Below are 15,536 nucleotides of genomic sequence, written 5' to 3'. Positions count from 1 at the left end.
ATAATAAAAAGAGACTGTACCCATGCCAAAGCCAGCAAAACTCGAAAAGTCCGCCCATGCCGGGGGCACCCATGACGATTACGCCTCATCCACTGTGCCGTCAGGCTCCCGGCGTGGTCTGATATCCATGTCCGCCGTCATGCTCGGCTTTACTTTCTTTGCCGCCAGCATGTGGACTGGCGGCAAGCTGGGCGAAGGCTTTAGCCTCTGGCCAGACCTGCTGATAGTGATCCTGGCAGGCAACCTGATCCTGGGCCTCTATGGGTCCTTGCTGGGATACGCCGCGGCCAAAACCAATATTTCCACCCACCTGCTCGCCCAGTACTCCTTCGGTAAAACCGGCTCCAAGCTCCCTTCGTTCATGCTGGCAATTACCCAGATCGGCTGGTTCGGGGTGGGGTTGGCCATGCTCGCTCACCCCATCAATACCTTCCTCGGGATCCCGTTCTTCTGGATCATCATCATTGGCGGCGTGGCCATGACCTACACCGTGGCGGTCGGTTTCAAGGCCATCGAATGGTTGAGCATCATTGCCGTTCCCGCCATCCTGATCCTCGGTTTTACCTCCGTCGGCAAAGCAATTGTCGATACCGACGGCGGTATAAGAACGCTGCTGGACAGTGTTCCGAGCTCGCCGCTCACCTTCTCGGTGGGCGTTGCTCTCGCTGTCGGTTCCTTTATCAGCGGCGCCACCCTCACACCTGACTTTGTCCGCTTTGCCAAAAGCAGAAAGATCGGCGTCTGGGCCACCATCATCGGCTTCACCTTTGGCAACAGCCTGATGTTCTTCTTTGGTGCGATCGGTGCGATCGCCACCTCCCATGCCGATATCGCTGAAGTGCTCGCCATTCAGGGCCTGCTTGGTGGCGGCATGATCCTGCTGATACTGAATATCTGGACGACCAACGACAACGCCCTCTATGCCTCCAGCCTGGGCCTGACCAACCTCACCGGACTGAAGCGGGTCCACTTGGTATGGATCGCCGGCCTGGTCGGTACCGCGCTAGCCGATTTGCTCTATAACAACTTCGTCGGCTGGCTGACGTTTCTGAGCATCGCCCTGCCGCCGATTGGCGGCGTCATAATCGGCGACTTCTACTTGCGGCATAAAACCCATTATCCAGACTTTGCCCTACACCCGTTCAAGAGCGTCAACTGGGCTGCGATGGTTGCCTGGGCACTGGCGATCCTCGCTTCACTGATGTCGCCGGCAGCAGGACCACTCAGCATAGCGCCGCTGAATGGCATTGTTTGTGCCGCTCTGGTCTACGTTCTGGCGAGCAAGCTCCTGTACCCCTCCGCTTCCCTCGACGCCATCGCACCTGAACCTGACTGACGCTGCCCCAACCCGCACAGAGTCGGTTTAATGCTGCATTGGCTTCAGCAGCTATTAGCGTTCATGGGCGGGAAATGACTTTGCCTAAAGGAAGATAGAAAGAGCAAAGAACCAATCGGCCTGCGCGCCGGTAATAATAAAAAAGACAATCGGATATTACTCATGAAGAAAAAAACCATACCTTTCCTGCTTATGGGCATCGGCCTGGTGTCTGGCCCAGTATGTGCCGGGGAACTTGTTCAGTGGCACACAAATAGCCTGACCTATCTCTATGGAAAGAACTTCAAGATAGACCCACCTATTCAGCAGACTTTTACATTTGAACATGCCAGCGCCTGGAGTGTAGGAGATCTGTTTATCTTCATTGATCAAATCAACTTCAACGGCAAGGGAGCCAATGAGGGTGATGATGAGCGAACCCATTACGGCGAGTTCTCCCCTCGGCTGTCTTTCGGAAAGATCAGCGGTACCCATATTGCCGCCGGGCCGGTCACGGATATATTACTCTCGATGACCTACGAGTTTGGCAAAGGCGATACCGAAGCTTATCTGATCGGTCCCGCCATTGACCTGGCAATACCGGGATTTGATTATTTCCAACTCAATACCTATCTGCGTAAAACCGATGGCGGCCGGCCTGGGGACAATGTCTGGCAGATCACTCCAGCCTGGAGCTATACCATCCCGGTGGGTCGATCCGATCTGGTGATTGACGGCTATATCGACTGGGTAGTGGATAACGACGAGAACAGTCGAGGCGAGTATCACGCCAACGTGCATATCAACCCGCAAATCAAATATGACCTCGGTAAAGCCTTGGGCTGGCGGGAGAAGGTCTATGTAGGCATCGAATATGACTACTGGAAGAATAAATACGGTATCAAAGACGGCGGTTATGTCAGCGAACAGTTCGTTGGAACGACGGACCAGAACACCGCCAGCCTGTTGTTAAAGGCACATTTCTAGTCAGGCACCGTCACATCAATGAAGATGCCGGTACCCAGCGAGGTGCCGGCATCTCGCTCGCGCCAGCAACGCCCAGTAACACCTTAATATTCGAGTTGCCACCCAGGCGACCTATGGCGGGCTTGATCTCATACGAAATCGTTATAAGATAACATCAAATTATCTGAACAAGGATTCTCGCATGCCGCGCCTCGCTCTCCTCACCCTCGCCTTGACCAGCACCGTCAGCCTCGCCTTGCATGCCCATGAGCCACATGGCCATGCGCACGGATCCCACAATGCAGCCGCCCATCAGCATGGCGTCGGCACCCTGGATATCGTCATTGACGATAAACAGCTACTACTGGAGCTGACGACCCCGGCGGGTGACCTGCTAGGCTTCGAGCATGCTCCGCACAACCAGGCGCAGCGTGATCAGCTCGATAGCCTGATGAGCACCCTGCGCCAGCCGGAAAAGCTGTTTGCTCTGCCTGCTGCCGCGCAGTGCAGCCTGGAGTCAGTGGAGCTGCATAGCCCCCTGTTTGCCCTGCCCGAGCATTCAGGCGATGATGCCCATGCCGAACATGAGCATCACCATGGGCATAATGATGAACACGAGCACGAGCATGCTGATATCAACGCGCAATACAGCTACGCCTGCAGCACTCCGACACGCCTGGAGTATCTGGACGTCACCCTGTTCGAGCTGTTCCCCGGCAGCGAGAAGCTGATCCTGCAGGCCATCACTCCGCGAGGCCAACAGGGTGGAGAGCTGACAGCTGCCAGCAGGCGCGTGCGCTTCTGAGTACTCCAATGGAACCCCTGATGGCTGAACCCGTAGTCCAACTCGAACAGATCACCTTCGCCTGGCCCGGTCGAGCCACACTGCTGGATATCGACAGTTTCACTTTGCAGGCCGGCGAGCGAGTCTTTCTCAAAGGCCCCTCCGGCAGTGGCAAGACGACCCTGTTGGGATTGCTGGGCGGCGTGCAGCTGCCGGCCAGCGGCCGTATCCGTCTGCTCGGTACGGATCTGGCAGGCATGTCCAGCTCGGCGCGCGACCGTTTTCGCGCCGATCACACCGGTTACATCTTCCAGATGTTCAACCTGCTGCCGTATCTGTCGGTAGTGGAGAACATCATCCTGCCTTGTCATTTTTCCAGTCTGCGTCAGCAACGCGCCAGCGAACGCCACGGCAATGTGCAGGCTGCCGCGCTGCATCTGCTGGCCCACCTGGGACTGGATCAGCCTGCATTGCGCAACCAACCGGTGACTGAGCTATCGATCGGCCAGCAGCAGCGCGTGGCTGCCGCCCGGGCGCTGATCGGCAGTCCCGAGCTGATCATTGCCGACGAGCCGACCTCGGCGCTCGATGCCGATACCCGGGAGGTGTTTCTGCAATTGCTGTTCAGTGAATGTCAGGCGCTGGGCAGCAGTTTGCTGTTTGTCAGTCATGACGCCGCGCTAGAGTCATTGTTCGATCGCAGTCTGTCGCTGCGCGAACTCAACCGAGCCGTCGTCAGCTCTGAGGTGATCTGATGTACCTGTTCCCATTGGCCTTGCGCAGTCTGCTCAATCGACGCTTTTCCGCGTTGCTGACGGTACTGGCCATCGCCCTGAGTGTGACGCTGCTACTCGGCGTGGAAAAGATCCGTAACGAAGCCCGTGCGAGTTTCGCCGGGACCATCTCTGGGACCGACCTGATCGTTGGCCCCCGTACCGGCTCGGTGCAACTGCTGCTGTATTCGGTCTTCCGTATTGGCAATGCCACCAGCAATATGCGCTGGGACAGCTATCAGAGAGTCGCCGAGCATCCCCGGGTAGACTGGGCCGTTCCTATCTCGCTGGGGGATTCGCACCGCGGCTTCAAGGTGATGGGTACCACCGGTGACTACTTCAAGCATTTTCGCCATGGCCGTGATCGTGCGCTGCTGTTCACCGAAGGCCGCGCCTTCGATGACCTGTACGATACGGTAATCGGCGCGGATATCGCCCGGGAACTGAACTATCAACTCGGCAGCGAACTGGTCCTGGCTCATGGCACCGGCGCCGTGAGCTTCGTCGAGCACGCCGACAAACCGTTCCGCGTCAGCGGCATCCTGGGCAAAACCGGCACCCCCGTGGACCGGACCATTCATATCAGCCTGGAAGGCATGGAGGCGCTGCATGTGGACTGGCAACAGGGAATGCCGGCCCGCGGTGCGGCGAGCGTCGATGCCGAGCAGGCCCGCAGCCTGGACCTGACGCCAACCACGATCACGGCTATGCTGCTTGGACTGGATAGCCGGGTCGCCACCTTTGCCGTGCAACGGGATATCAATCGATTCCCCGACGAGCCGCTGATGGCAGTGCTGCCTGGGGTCGCGCTGCAAGAGTTATGGAGCCTGCTCGGGGTAGCGGAACAGGCACTGTTCATCGTTTCGGTATTCGTTGTGCTGACCGGTCTGGTCGGCATGCTGACGGCGATCCTCGCCAGCCTCAACGAACGGCGTCGGGAAATGGCCATCCTGCGCTCGGTGGGAGCCCGCCCGCGGCATGTATTCGGCCTGCTGTTACTGGAGGCCGCCGGCCTGGCACTGGCGGGAATACTGCTGGGGCTGGGGCTGATGTACCTGGCGATGTGGCTGGCCCAGCCGGTAATCCTGTCACACTACGGCCTGTTCATTCCGATCACTGCACCCGGCCTATGGGACTGGAGCCTGCTGGGGGCCATATTGCTGGCCGCCATCATCATGGGCTGCGTGCCGGCCTGGCGCGCCTATCGTCAATCATTGATCGACGGTCTGTCGATCCGCACCTGACCAGAACGGGACATGCACATGGGTTCACGATTATTGCTCACCGGCCTGTTACTGCTGGCAACGGCAGCAGCCAACGCGGCCGAGGAAATTTCCTGGGATGAGCTACTGCCGCCAGAGCTGCGCGAGCTACAGGAAACGCCACTGCCGGTGCATGACCTGTCACTGCTGGGCGAGATGGATGCGGAGCTGGGCGACCCGGCGGTGCAGATGGAGCCCGCTGCGCCGGTGGTGCAGGCACTGGATGGCCGGCAGATCAAATTACCCGGCTACGTGGTGCCGCTGGCCATCACCGATGCGATGGAGGTAGAGGAGTTTCTGCTGGTGCCCTATTTCGGCGCCTGCATCCATGTACCGCCGCCGCCCTCGAACCAGATAGTGCATGTGCGCAGCACCAGCGGTATCAAGCTGCGGGACCTGTATCAGCCATTCTGGATCAGCGGGGCGATCCGCGTCGAGCGCATGGAAAGCGAGTTGGCCAACGCCGGCTACCGTATCGACGCGGCCAATGTAGAACCCTATGTCTATTGATTCCGGTCGCTGATCAGCTGTTGTTCTCGATCGCCGAGCGGGCATAGCCTTCCCACTGCCGGATCAGCTGACGCTGCTGACTGCTGGCGCCGCTTTGCGCGCGTTTCAGGGTAGCCAGCAGATCTGACCACTGGCCCTCCTCCAACTGGATACCCGCCAATCGCAGCCAGTGATCGGAACGGCCACTGCCGTTGGCTACGGCGACCCAGGCGTCCCGTGCCCGTTCACGATCACGGGCCAGGGTCCACAGCTGTGCCAGGCGCTCCTGTCGCGCGGCATTCACCGGCAATAGCTTCTGCGCCATGAGTTCTTCCAGCAGACGCGCCGCCTGCCAGGGCGCGCCGGCATTGACTTGCAACGCCACCAGATTGTCCAGATCAGGCTGGGTCAGCCCGACGCCCGCTTCGTGGGCCAACCGCAGGGTCGCCGCCGCCGCCGGCTGCTTGCCAGCCTGGCTCTGCAGACCAGCCAGCTGACGCCAGTGCTCACGATTCTGCGGCGCGCGCTTGAGCAGCACCTTCTGCCACTGCGCGGCGCTGTCATACCGCTCCTGCTGATAGTTCATGCCCACCAGCAATTGATACCAGACATCATCGGCGGCGGGGTTGGCCCGCACCACCTGCTCGGCCAGGGGAATGGCCTTGGCGTATTCCCGGGCCTGGCTGTAGCACTGCACCAATAACTGCTTCTGCTCCAGCGACAGGGCACCGCCCGCCTGTACCCGCTCCAACAACCGGGCGGCCTCACCATATTGGCCCTCGGCAGCCAGTAACTGCGCCAGATTCAATTGATCCTGGCGCGCCGCCGGCGCATCCAGCTGGTCATGGGCCAGCGCCTTGCGCAGCCAATCGATGGCCTGGCGGTTCTGCTTGGCCGCAATGGCCAGATAACCCAGCCGTTGCTGGATCAGCGCCAGTTCCAAACTGCCCGCCGCAGCGCTGTCCAGCGCCCCGCTCAGGACCGTTCGTGCCTTGCCCAGATCGCCATCCTGCTGCGCCTTCTGCGCCGCCGACAGGACCTGGAATACCGCTGGATTGATTGCCTGCTGCGCCATTACCAATCCAGGCGCCAGTAGCAGCGTCAGACCCAGTGCAGCACTACGGTAGAGGTTTGCGACGCCCATGGTCATCTGTCCTCCAGACGGAAATACAAGGTTTTGGTTGCTTCACGCGCGACCGCCTGGCCGTTTTCCCGCCGCGGCGCAAAGCGCCAGCGGTTGGCGGCACGGCGGGCTTCACGCTCGAACACCCCTTTGGGTTTGGCCGAGGTGACCCGCAGATTCTCCACCCGCCCGTCGGGAGAAATGGTGAATGCCAGCGTGACTTCGCCTTCGATGCCCGCCGCCAATGCGCGCTGCGGATAGTTCGGCGGAATATCCACCAGCGGCGTGACTTCCTCGGCCGTAGTGGGACTGCTGGAGGCGGCCGGCGCCGCCGGGGCCGCGGGTGCGGGGGTTGGCGCAGGTGCTGGCGCCTCCGCCGCGGTGATCCCGGTCAGCGTCGGCGTAACCGCCACATTGAGGCCCGGGGTCGGCAGGTTCGGCACGCTGATATTCAGCTGTACGCTGGTGTCGACCTGCGGCTGCGGTGGTGCCGGCTGGGGCGGCGGCACGTCCGGCGGCTGCGGTTGCTCTGGCGGCTGCCGCTGCTGACGCTGGCGACTATCACTGGGTGTATCGGCGACGCTGCGCACAAAGCTGACCCGCGCCAGCTCCTCGCCTACATCACGGTTGTCCCGTGGCGGCATGATCATCAGCATCATCAGGGCGAACAGCGCCAGCGTCACCAGCAAGGCACCGGCAAAGCTGACCAGCAGCCGCATCAGTTGGCTCCCGCCGTGGCAGCCAGTGCCACATCCTGCACTCCGGCCATGCGTACCTGGTCCATGACCTGGATCACCAGGCCGCTGCGGGCATCCCGGTCAGCCTGTACCACCACGGTGCTATCGGGTTGATCGACGCGCATGCGCTCCACCGCGGCGCGCACGGCGCGGATGTCCACTTGCTGGCGGTCGATCCAGATTTCTCCGTTGGGGTCCACTGCAATCAGGATATTGCCCTTGGGCTGCTGCTCGGAGCTATCCGCAGTGGGGGTATTGACCTCGATGCCGGTGGTCTTGATGAAGGTGCTGGTCACAATGAAGAAGATCAGCATGATGAACACCACGTCGAGCATGGGGGTCAGGTCAATGCCGGCTTCGTCGTCGTTACCTGCTGAATGTCTGCGCATGCGCATGTTCAAGTATTCCTATTCGTGACGCAGGCGGTCGGTGAGCCGCTGCATGGCCAGCCGCGACGCTGCATCGAGTCGCGCCAGGCAAAATAAACCGCTGATGGCAATCACCATGCCGGCCATGGTTGGCACCGTGGCCCGGGACACGCCCGCGGCCATCGCTCTGGGATTGCCGGTCCCGCTGATCGAAAGCACATCGAAGACCTGGATCATGCCGCTGACCGTGCCCAGCAGGCCGAGCAACGGACACATGGCGATCAGCACCCGGATCATCGGCATGAACCGATTGAGCCGCTGCCGGGCCACGGAAAGCCAGGCTTCGCGGATATGCCGGGCTGCAGCGCTGCTATGATCGGCGCGCCGCAACCAACGGTTCTGCAGGCTGGCCGAGCGCTTGGGAAAGATGCGCCACAGGTACCACAGCCGCTCGACCATCAATGTCCACAGCACGATGGTGAAGCACAGGATGGTCCACAGCACCCAGCCGCCGCTGTCGAGAAAGTCCCTGAGCAACCAGAGGGCTTCACTCACCGCGCCGCTCTCCGGAGTCCAGGTGCAGGGCAATCAGGCCTGCGCTCTGCTGCTCCAGCACCTGGATGACCGCCTTGCTGCGCGAGGCCAGCATGCCATGCAAAAACAGCAGCGGAATGGCCACCACCAACCCCTGTACCGTGGTCACCAGCGCCTGGGAAATACCACCGGCCATCAGCTTGGGATCGCCGGTGCCGAACAGGGTAATCGCCTGGAAGGTAGCGATCATGCCGGTAACGGTACCAAGCAGACCCAGCAGCGGCGCCACGGCGGCGAGCAGCTTGATCAATCCGTTGCCACGATCCAGCGCCGGCGTCTCGCGCAGGATCGCTTCGTCCAGCTTCAGCTCCAGGGTATCCAGCTCCTCCAGCCGCGGCTTGCTGCCGATCACACCGAGAATACGCCCCAGCGGGTTATCGTCGCGCAGTTGATCCAGGCTGTTGGCCTGGCGCTCGACCTTGTTGGAGATACCCAGCAGCCACACCAGCTTGATCAGCGCCAGCACCACCCCGAGCACACCCAGAGCAATGATCACATATCCCACCAGGCCACCCTGGCGCACCCGATCCATGAACGACGGCGTCAGCTGCATCTGGCCGATGACGGTGCCCCGGGTAGGATCGACCATGAGGTCGGCCAGCTCGGTGCGCGGTGCGAGAAAATCGTTGATCAGACCGCGGCCATCCGGCTGCTTGTCAGCCACCTGCAGGGTGCCGGCCTCGGCTTGATAAGAGAGGTATTCGCCCTCAGCCAGCGCCACGAAGGGGCCGACCAGTACCACGGGCACGTCCTGCTGCTGGCCATCGCGCCCGATGACCGGCGCGGGGAAGCGGCTGATCTTGCCACTGGCGGTCATGTCTTCCTGCAGCATGAACCAGAACTGCTCCAGGGTTTCTACCGTGGGGATCTGCGCGGCGCCAGCAAGCTGGTCGAGCTGTGCCAGCCGCTCCGGGAACTGCATGTTCAACAGCGAGTCCTGCCATTGGCTGCGGGTATCACCGGCCATCTGGCGTACTACACCAAACAGCTCCCCGAGATTGCCGCTGCGCTCGCGCATCTGCGTCTCGGTCGCGGCCAGCTCCGCTTCGAGCTGGTCGAATTCGGTCTTGAGCCGATCGGCCTCGGCCTTGATCGGTGCCAGTTCGCGCTCGGCCTGTGTCAGCAGGGTCTGCTGATTGTCCCGCTCGCGCAGGAACTGCGCTTCACGTTCGCGCATGGCAGCCTGTTCACTGCTGCGGATCTCGCGGATGTCCTGCAACAACTGGTCGAGGGAGGCCGGTTGCGCGAGGGCCAGCGGACTGCTCAGAGCCACTGCCAAAGCGATCAGTAGACGTTTCATTGTGCAGCTCCCTGTTCACTGACCGGCGGCAAAGGCAAGCGCAGCATGACCGGGGTCTGCTGCTGGCGGGCAATTCTCAGACCCTGCGCCAAGGTGCGGTGATAGCCGGCAGGCAGCGGTTGCCATTGCCGGGCTTCGGCGTCCCAATGCCCCTGCAGATGGCCATCGAGGCTCTGGTAGAACAGCGCCAGCCGGCCCAGCCGCAGGAACTCGACCACGCGCTGACCACCGTCGACGTCCAGGGTGCCGCGCCAGGCTTCCAGGGTGCGGCCGTAGTCACTTTCGATCTGGTAGGCTTCGAGCACCCGACGATACTTTTCTGCGACCGTGACTTCAGGCCGGATCAGCAAGGCCTGGAGCTGCGCCAGCCGGTCAGCTCGCTCATCTTCCAGGAACGGCAGATCCAGCTCGATGAACTGTTCCAACGACCGGACCATGCGCTGCAGCATGGGGACGACTTCGGCCTGGGTTTCCTCGATAGTCGCCAGTTGGGCCTGCAGGTCCGCCAGCTCGCTGCGCTGGGACTCAACCATCTTGCTCAGCTGCTCATTGTATTCAGCCAGCTGATCCTTCTGTTGAATCGCCTGCCGATAGCGGCTCAGAGCTTCACGCGTGGCGTCGTCGAGTTGGTCGATACGCTGCTGGGAACGCTGCGCCTCGGTCATCAGGGCTTCCCCTTCTGCCAGCGCGCTCTCAGCCGCGCCTTGTGCCAGCGCCATGGCCGGCAGCAGCCCTGCCAGCAAGAATATCCAAACCGCTCTCATCCAATTCCTCCCGGGGCATGACGACGCTTGATAGCCTCGCCACAAAAGAGAAGCATTATCATCTTCCCGCTCGCAGAATTCAACCGCGGCATCCTGTCGCAATAGCGCGACCCAAACAATTGCTCCAGATCAATAAACGATTCGGTCGACGCGCCTAGAGTGAATCCATCAAGACACCAAGGAGACATTTGAATGTCGCGCACCGTATCCAGGATCACCCTCGGCCTGCTCCTCGCTCCCGCACTGCTGGCTGCTTCCATCGCTCAGGCCCACCAGGCTGGCGACATCATCGTTCGTGCGGGTGCGATTACGGTTGATCCGCGCGAGGACAGCGGCAAGCTCAATTTCGATGGTGGAGCTGCTGGCGGAACCAGTGCCACGCTTGACAGCGATACCCAGCTGGGTCTGAACTTTGCTTATATGCTGACCGACAAGGTCGGTATCGAATTGCTGGCCGCAACCCCCTTCAGCCATGAGGTTGGCGTCAAGGGCGTGAGTGCAGCGACCGGGATTCCCGGCCTGGATGGCAAACTGGCTGATATCAAACACCTGCCACCGACTCTGAGTGTCGTGTACTACCCATTGAACAATCAGTCGGCCTTCCAACCCTACGTGGGCGCCGGCATCAACTACACCACCTTCTTCCAGGAAGAGCTGAGTAGCGCGCGCAAGGCCCAGGGTTTCAGCAGCCTGGAGCTGGACGACTCGTTCGGTCTGGCACTGCAGGCTGGTGCTGACTATATGCTCAATGACAAATGGATGGTCAACGCCCAGGTACGCTATATCGATATCGATACCGATGCGACTGTCAAAGGCCCTGGCGCATTGGGCGTGCAGAAGACCAAGGTCGATGTCGACGTTGACCCCTGGGTTTACATGGTCGGCCTGGGCTACAAGTTCTAACGCCTGAGCCCAAAGAGAAAACGGCCGCAATCGCGGCCGTTTTCATATGGACTGCGCTCAGTCCGATAACTCATCCAGCAGCGCCGGCAGCTGGCTGCGCCAGGTGCGCGGCTTGATGCCGAAGACCATTAACAGCTTGCGCCCAAGCAACGCGGCATTCTGCGGTTGACCACGCAACTCGGGCTGTTTGCCGAAGGCCACCGGCTGGATGGTGACATCGCCCGATAACGCGCCCCGCCCAATCAGTTCCTGCACCACACACTGGGCAAAGCTGATCCAGGTGGTCGCCTCGCTGCTGCCGTAATGGTAGGTACCAAATACCGGGGCGGCGCAATCCAGTTGCTTGAGCACTGACAGCAGAACCCGCGCCGCATCGGCCACTGGCGTCGGGTTGCCACGCCATTCTTCGGGCAGCGCCAGCGGTGATGACGCTCTCAAGCCATCTACCAGTCGTGCGAAGGGCCCGGCTGCCGAACCATCCAGCAGCCAGCCGAAGCGCAGAATGACATGCCTGGCACACTGGGTACGCAGGCTCTGCTCCAGCTGGGCCTGCAACCGCCCCAGCGTGCCATTGGGGTTCTCCTCATCTTTTTCGGCATAGGAAGAGGTCTTGCTGCCATCGAACACCCGGGCGCTGGACAACATCATCAGGGTGACGGCATTGGCCGCGCAGCCGTGGATCAGCCGCTCGTTGAAATTTTTCTGGGCCTGCAACGCCGCCGTGTCTTCCAGGCCCAGCTGGAACTGCTCACGATAGAAGGCCAGATTCAATACCAGATCCGGCTTGGCCCCGGCCAGCAGTTGATCGGCCATCTCCGGCAGCCAACCCTGCTCCGGGCGTTCAACCGCTTCCAGACGGATGAATTCCACCGCTGCCTGAGCCAACAACGCCTGCCCCAGCGGATTTTCCGCGCCGAGCAGCAATACCCGCATTCGCATTCACGTCAACCTGTCGATGATGTTGTCAGGCTGCATTGTGCAATGTTCGGCCGCTCACGTCATCAGCGCAGCATGCCGGAAGCAGCCACATTTACCGCCTGCCCACTCCCGGCAGATAACACCCGGTCAGGTGTAGGTGATCATCGACTCCCGATCGAGGCGATCCAGATGCGGCACATTGTTGAAGCTGCTCAGGCGCATGCTCCGGCTGTTGAAGCGGCAGTGCGTCAGCGCGGTGTTGCGGGTCTGCAGATTGAGTTCAACCATGGTCGACTCCGGCGCCTGCAACAACTGGCGCACCAGCATGGCAATAGCACCACCGGAGCTGACCGCCAGCACACGCTGGCCGGCATGGCGCTGCATGACACTTTCCCGGAATGCGCCCAGGCGCTGCTCGAAGCTGGCCCAGGTTTCCGGCAGCTCCCCTTCCAGCTCACCGGTGGACCACAGCAGGATGCCCTTTTTCAGCCGACGGAAGAAATCCGCTGCTACCGGTTTTTCCGGCAGCGCATGTTCCGGAAACTGCGTGGTATAGGCGCGCAACACCGAATGGAAGTCGAATTCGTTGAGTTCCGGATACACCTCGAACTGCTGCGCACCCAGGCCCATGCCGGTGCAGATGCCCTCGGCGGTCTCGCGATGGCGCACCATGTCACCGGTAACGATGTGATCGAAGCGCAGGTCTCGCTCGCGGAAATACTCCCCCAGCAGACGCGCCTGCTCATGCCCCAGCTCCGACAACTGATCGTAGTTGCTGGAGCCGAACGAAGCCTGGCCGTGGCGCACAAAATAGATTTCCGACATGCATACTCCGCAGATTCTGATTACTGAAAGTCCCGGCACACCATAGTCAGTCATCCCAAGTCGGGTAGCCAAGGTTATTTCAGCCGGGAATGTTACTGGCAAAGCGACCGTAATCCCGCCAGCTCCCTATTTCAAACGGCGGCGTAACAGCCAAGGCGCGATATATCGAACCCCCTTCGAGTCGGTCAGAAAACAGCACCGCCCTGCTCGACAGATTGTATCCAGCGATTCTGGACGATACGAAAACACAGAGAAACTGATCACATTTTAACCTTCTCTCCTGTATAGTCCTTACACGACGAAATAATAAACCGCACTTCTCTGCACAAATATCGTCTCTCTTCTTCTTTCAACTTATTGAATTACAAAGACAATATTTTATCGCAGGAGGAAGAAGCAGACGCATCATCGTTATAGGAGATAATTCATGAGAGTCGCCATTATCGGTGCCGGCCCAAGCGGGCTAGCGCAACTGCGTGCCTTCCAGTCAGCCCAGGAAAAAGGCTGCGAGATCCCGGAACTGGTCTGTTATGAAAAACAGGCGGACTGGGGCGGACTATGGAATTACACCTGGCGCACCGGCCTCGATCAGCACGGCGAACCCGTACACGGCAGCATGTACCGTTATCTTTGGTCAAACGGGCCGAAGGAATGCCTGGAGTTCGCCGATTACACCTTCGAAGAGCATTTCGGCAAGCCCATCGCCTCATACCCGCCCCGCGAGGTCCTGTGGGACTACATCAAAGGGCGCGTCGAGAAAGCCGATGTCCGCAGATATATCCGCTTCAACTGCCCGGTGCGCCAGATTACATTCAACGAAGATAGCGAGCAGTTCACTGTGGTGGCATATGACCATGAGTCCGATGTGGTCACGACTGAACTCTATGATCATGTCATCGTCGCGTCAGGACATTTCTCTACGCCCAACGTGCCGGATTTCGACGGTTTCGATCGTTTCAGCGGCCGCATACTGCATGCCCACGACTTCCGCGATGCACTCGAATTCCGCGGCCAGGACGTGCTGCTGGTCGGCAGCAGTTACTCTGCCGAAGACATCGGGTCACAGTGTTACAAATACGGCGCGCGCAGCATCACCACCAGCTATCGCACCCGGCCGATGGGTTTCGCTTTTCCAGACAATTGGGAAGAAAAGCCGCTGCTGCTGAAGGTGGATGGTAATACCGCATACTTTAAAGACGGAACATCCAGACGGGTCGATGCAATCATTCTCTGCACCGGCTACTTGCACCATTTTCCCTTTCTGGACGAATCACTGCGACTGAAGACCAGTAACCGGCTGTGGCCGCTGAACCTGTATCAGGGCGTGGTATGGGAAAACAATCCGAAGCTGTTCTATCTCGGCATGCAGGACCAGTGGTACACCTTCAATATGTTTGATGCGCAGGCCTGGTATGCAAGGGATGTGCTTCTCGGCCGGATTGCATTACCTGACCAGGCTGCAATGCAGCGGGATAGCCAAGCGTGGCGCGATCGTGAAGAAACCCTCGATACGGACGAAAGCATGATCGTATTCCAGGGTGACTATGTGCGTACCCTGATCGATCAGACCGATTATCCAAGCTTTGATATCGACGGGGTGAACAAGACGTTCTTTATGTGGGAAGAGCACAAGCATGAGGATCTCATGAGCTTCCGCGATTATTCCTACCGCTCATTGATGACCGGCACCGTGGCTCCGCGACACCATACTCGCTGGCTCGAGGCCATAGATGATTCGCTGGAAGCCTATCTGACGGCCCCGGACGAGCAAAGTACTCCGGCTCCTGCTCGCCAACCTGTCAAAGCTATCTGAGAAACAGCGCCAACGGCACCCACCAATCAAAAAGCCCTGAAAAACAGGGCTTTTGATATATCTACTTCAGCGTCGTCAAGACATCGACTAGAACGGAATATCGTCATCGAAGCTGTCGTAATCCGGCATCTGCTGCGCCTGCGGCTGGGCCGGTTGCTGCTGTTGCTGCGGCTGCTGGGCCTGACGCTGGGGGGCCGGGCGCGACTGCTGCGGGCGTGGCGCCATGCCTTCGCCGCCCTGGGGACGGCCGTCGAGCAACTGCATTTGTCCGCCGATATCGACCACGATTTCAGTGGTGTAACGCTTGACGCCGTCCTTTTCCCACTCGCGGGTCTGCAGGCGGCCTTCGATATAGAGCTTGGAGCCCTTGCGCACGTACTCACCGACGATTTCCGCCAGGCGGCCGAAGAACACCACGCGGTGCCATTCGGTCCGCTCCTGTTGCTGACCGGTCTGTTTGTCCTTCCAGCTGTCGGAGGTAGCCAGGGTGACGTTGGCCACCGCATTGCCGTTGGGCAGGTAGCGCACTTCGGGGTCGCCGCCCACGTTACCGATCAGAATTACTTTGTTTACGCCTCTGGCCATATTCACTCTCCTCTGGT

General features: G+C 60.2%; 17 protein-coding genes. 8 read left to right on the top strand and 9 right to left on the bottom strand.

The window, feature by feature from the left end:
* The first annotated feature begins 22 nt into the window (after window positions 1–22).
* From codB to BM267_RS15475, 6 genes are all read left to right on the top strand, one after another.
* The gene (gene codB / locus BM267_RS15500) at window positions 23–1,336 is read left to right on the top strand and encodes a cytosine permease (RefSeq protein WP_074781290.1); all 1,314 of its coding nucleotides are present in this window, start codon (window positions 23–25) and stop codon (window positions 1,334–1,336) included.
* A 162-nt stretch (window positions 1,337–1,498) separates the two neighbouring features.
* On the top strand, window positions 1,499–2,302 hold the full coding sequence (locus BM267_RS15495) for an outer membrane protein OmpK (protein ID WP_074781291.1): 804 nt from the start codon (window positions 1,499–1,501) through the stop codon (window positions 2,300–2,302).
* Window positions 2,303–2,483: 181 nt separating this feature from the next.
* The gene (locus BM267_RS15490) at window positions 2,484–3,086 is read left to right on the top strand and encodes a DUF2796 domain-containing protein (RefSeq protein ID WP_074781292.1); all 603 of its coding nucleotides are present in this window, start codon (window positions 2,484–2,486) and stop codon (window positions 3,084–3,086) included.
* 20 nt (window positions 3,087–3,106) lie between these two features.
* Window positions 3,107–3,820: an ATP-binding cassette domain-containing protein gene (locus BM267_RS15485; RefSeq protein ID WP_036993792.1), complete on the top strand. Its 714-nt coding sequence runs from the start codon at window positions 3,107–3,109 to the stop codon at window positions 3,818–3,820.
* Entirely contained in the window at window positions 3,820–5,082 is a 1,263-nt protein-coding gene (locus BM267_RS15480) for an ABC transporter permease (RefSeq protein WP_036993652.1), read from the top strand. The genes BM267_RS15485 and BM267_RS15480 overlap by 1 nt, the downstream gene beginning before the upstream one ends.
* Window positions 5,083–5,100: 18 nt before the next feature.
* The gene (locus BM267_RS15475) at window positions 5,101–5,610 is read left to right on the top strand and encodes a DUF3299 domain-containing protein (RefSeq protein WP_036993653.1); all 510 of its coding nucleotides are present in this window, start codon (window positions 5,101–5,103) and stop codon (window positions 5,608–5,610) included.
* Window positions 5,611–5,623: 13 nt separating this feature from the next.
* Here BM267_RS15475 and BM267_RS15470 read toward each other — a convergent pair whose 3' ends face one another.
* Genes BM267_RS15470 through BM267_RS15445 form a run of 6 tightly spaced genes read right to left on the bottom strand, consistent with a single transcriptional unit; the run spans window position 5,624 to window position 10,475 of the window.
* The gene (locus tag BM267_RS15470) at window positions 5,624–6,733 is read right to left on the bottom strand and encodes a tetratricopeptide repeat protein (protein ID WP_036993795.1); all 1,110 of its coding nucleotides are present in this window, start codon (window positions 6,731–6,733) and stop codon (window positions 5,624–5,626) included.
* 2 nt (window positions 6,734–6,735) lie between these two features.
* Window positions 6,736–7,431, bottom strand: a complete 696-nt coding sequence (locus BM267_RS15465; RefSeq protein ID WP_036993655.1) for an energy transducer TonB — start codon at window positions 7,429–7,431, stop codon at window positions 6,736–6,738.
* Complete coding sequence (locus BM267_RS15460; RefSeq protein ID WP_036993656.1) at window positions 7,431–7,844, bottom strand: ExbD/TolR family protein; 414 nt, start codon at window positions 7,842–7,844, stop codon at window positions 7,431–7,433. Before BM267_RS15460 ends, BM267_RS15465 begins: the two co-directional genes overlap by 1 nt.
* 12 nt (window positions 7,845–7,856) lie before the next feature.
* A complete protein-coding gene (locus BM267_RS15455) occupies window positions 7,857–8,372 on the bottom strand; it encodes a MotA/TolQ/ExbB proton channel family protein (RefSeq protein WP_036993658.1) in 516 nt (171 codons plus the stop codon).
* Entirely contained in the window at window positions 8,365–9,711 is a 1,347-nt protein-coding gene (locus BM267_RS15450; protein ID WP_074781293.1) for a MotA/TolQ/ExbB proton channel family protein, read from the bottom strand. The genes BM267_RS15455 and BM267_RS15450 overlap by 8 nt, the downstream gene beginning before the upstream one ends.
* Window positions 9,708–10,475: a DUF3450 domain-containing protein gene (locus tag BM267_RS15445; protein ID WP_036993660.1), complete on the bottom strand. Its 768-nt coding sequence runs from the start codon at window positions 10,473–10,475 to the stop codon at window positions 9,708–9,710. The genes BM267_RS15450 and BM267_RS15445 overlap by 4 nt, the downstream gene beginning before the upstream one ends.
* A 192-nt stretch (window positions 10,476–10,667) precedes the next feature.
* On the opposite strand from BM267_RS15445, the gene BM267_RS15440 reads away from it, so the two are divergent.
* Window positions 10,668–11,378 (top strand): OmpW/AlkL family protein, encoded by a 711-nt coding sequence (locus BM267_RS15440; RefSeq protein WP_051611514.1) that lies wholly within the window; start codon window positions 10,668–10,670, stop codon window positions 11,376–11,378.
* Between the two features lie 57 nt (window positions 11,379–11,435).
* On the opposite strand, the gene BM267_RS15435 is transcribed toward BM267_RS15440, so the two are convergent.
* The gene (locus BM267_RS15435; RefSeq protein ID WP_074781294.1) at window positions 11,436–12,317 is read right to left on the bottom strand and encodes a sugar nucleotide-binding protein; all 882 of its coding nucleotides are present in this window, start codon (window positions 12,315–12,317) and stop codon (window positions 11,436–11,438) included.
* A 126-nt stretch (window positions 12,318–12,443) separates the two neighbouring features.
* Complete coding sequence (locus tag BM267_RS15430) at window positions 12,444–13,121, bottom strand: histidine phosphatase family protein (RefSeq protein WP_074781295.1); 678 nt, start codon at window positions 13,119–13,121, stop codon at window positions 12,444–12,446.
* 427 nt (window positions 13,122–13,548) lie between these two features.
* Here BM267_RS15430 and BM267_RS15425 point away from each other — a divergent pair, with 427 nt between their 5' ends.
* Window positions 13,549–14,934, top strand: coding sequence for an NAD(P)-binding domain-containing protein (locus BM267_RS15425; protein WP_074781296.1), 1,386 nt, complete (start codon window positions 13,549–13,551; stop codon window positions 14,932–14,934).
* Window positions 14,935–15,021: 87 nt separating this feature from the next.
* Here BM267_RS15425 and ssb read toward each other — a convergent pair whose 3' ends face one another.
* On the bottom strand, window positions 15,022–15,519 hold the full coding sequence (gene ssb / locus BM267_RS15420; RefSeq protein ID WP_036993666.1) for a single-stranded DNA-binding protein: 498 nt from the start codon (window positions 15,517–15,519) through the stop codon (window positions 15,022–15,024).
* Between the last annotated feature and the right edge of the window lie 17 nt (window positions 15,520–15,536).

It is taken from the genome of Halopseudomonas bauzanensis (genome assembly GCF_900114735.1).
Taxonomy (GTDB): Bacteria; Pseudomonadota; Gammaproteobacteria; order Pseudomonadales; family Pseudomonadaceae; genus Halopseudomonas; species Halopseudomonas bauzanensis.
Note: the sequence above shows the minus strand (reverse complement) of the source record. Positions and strands in the feature narration are given on the sequence as shown.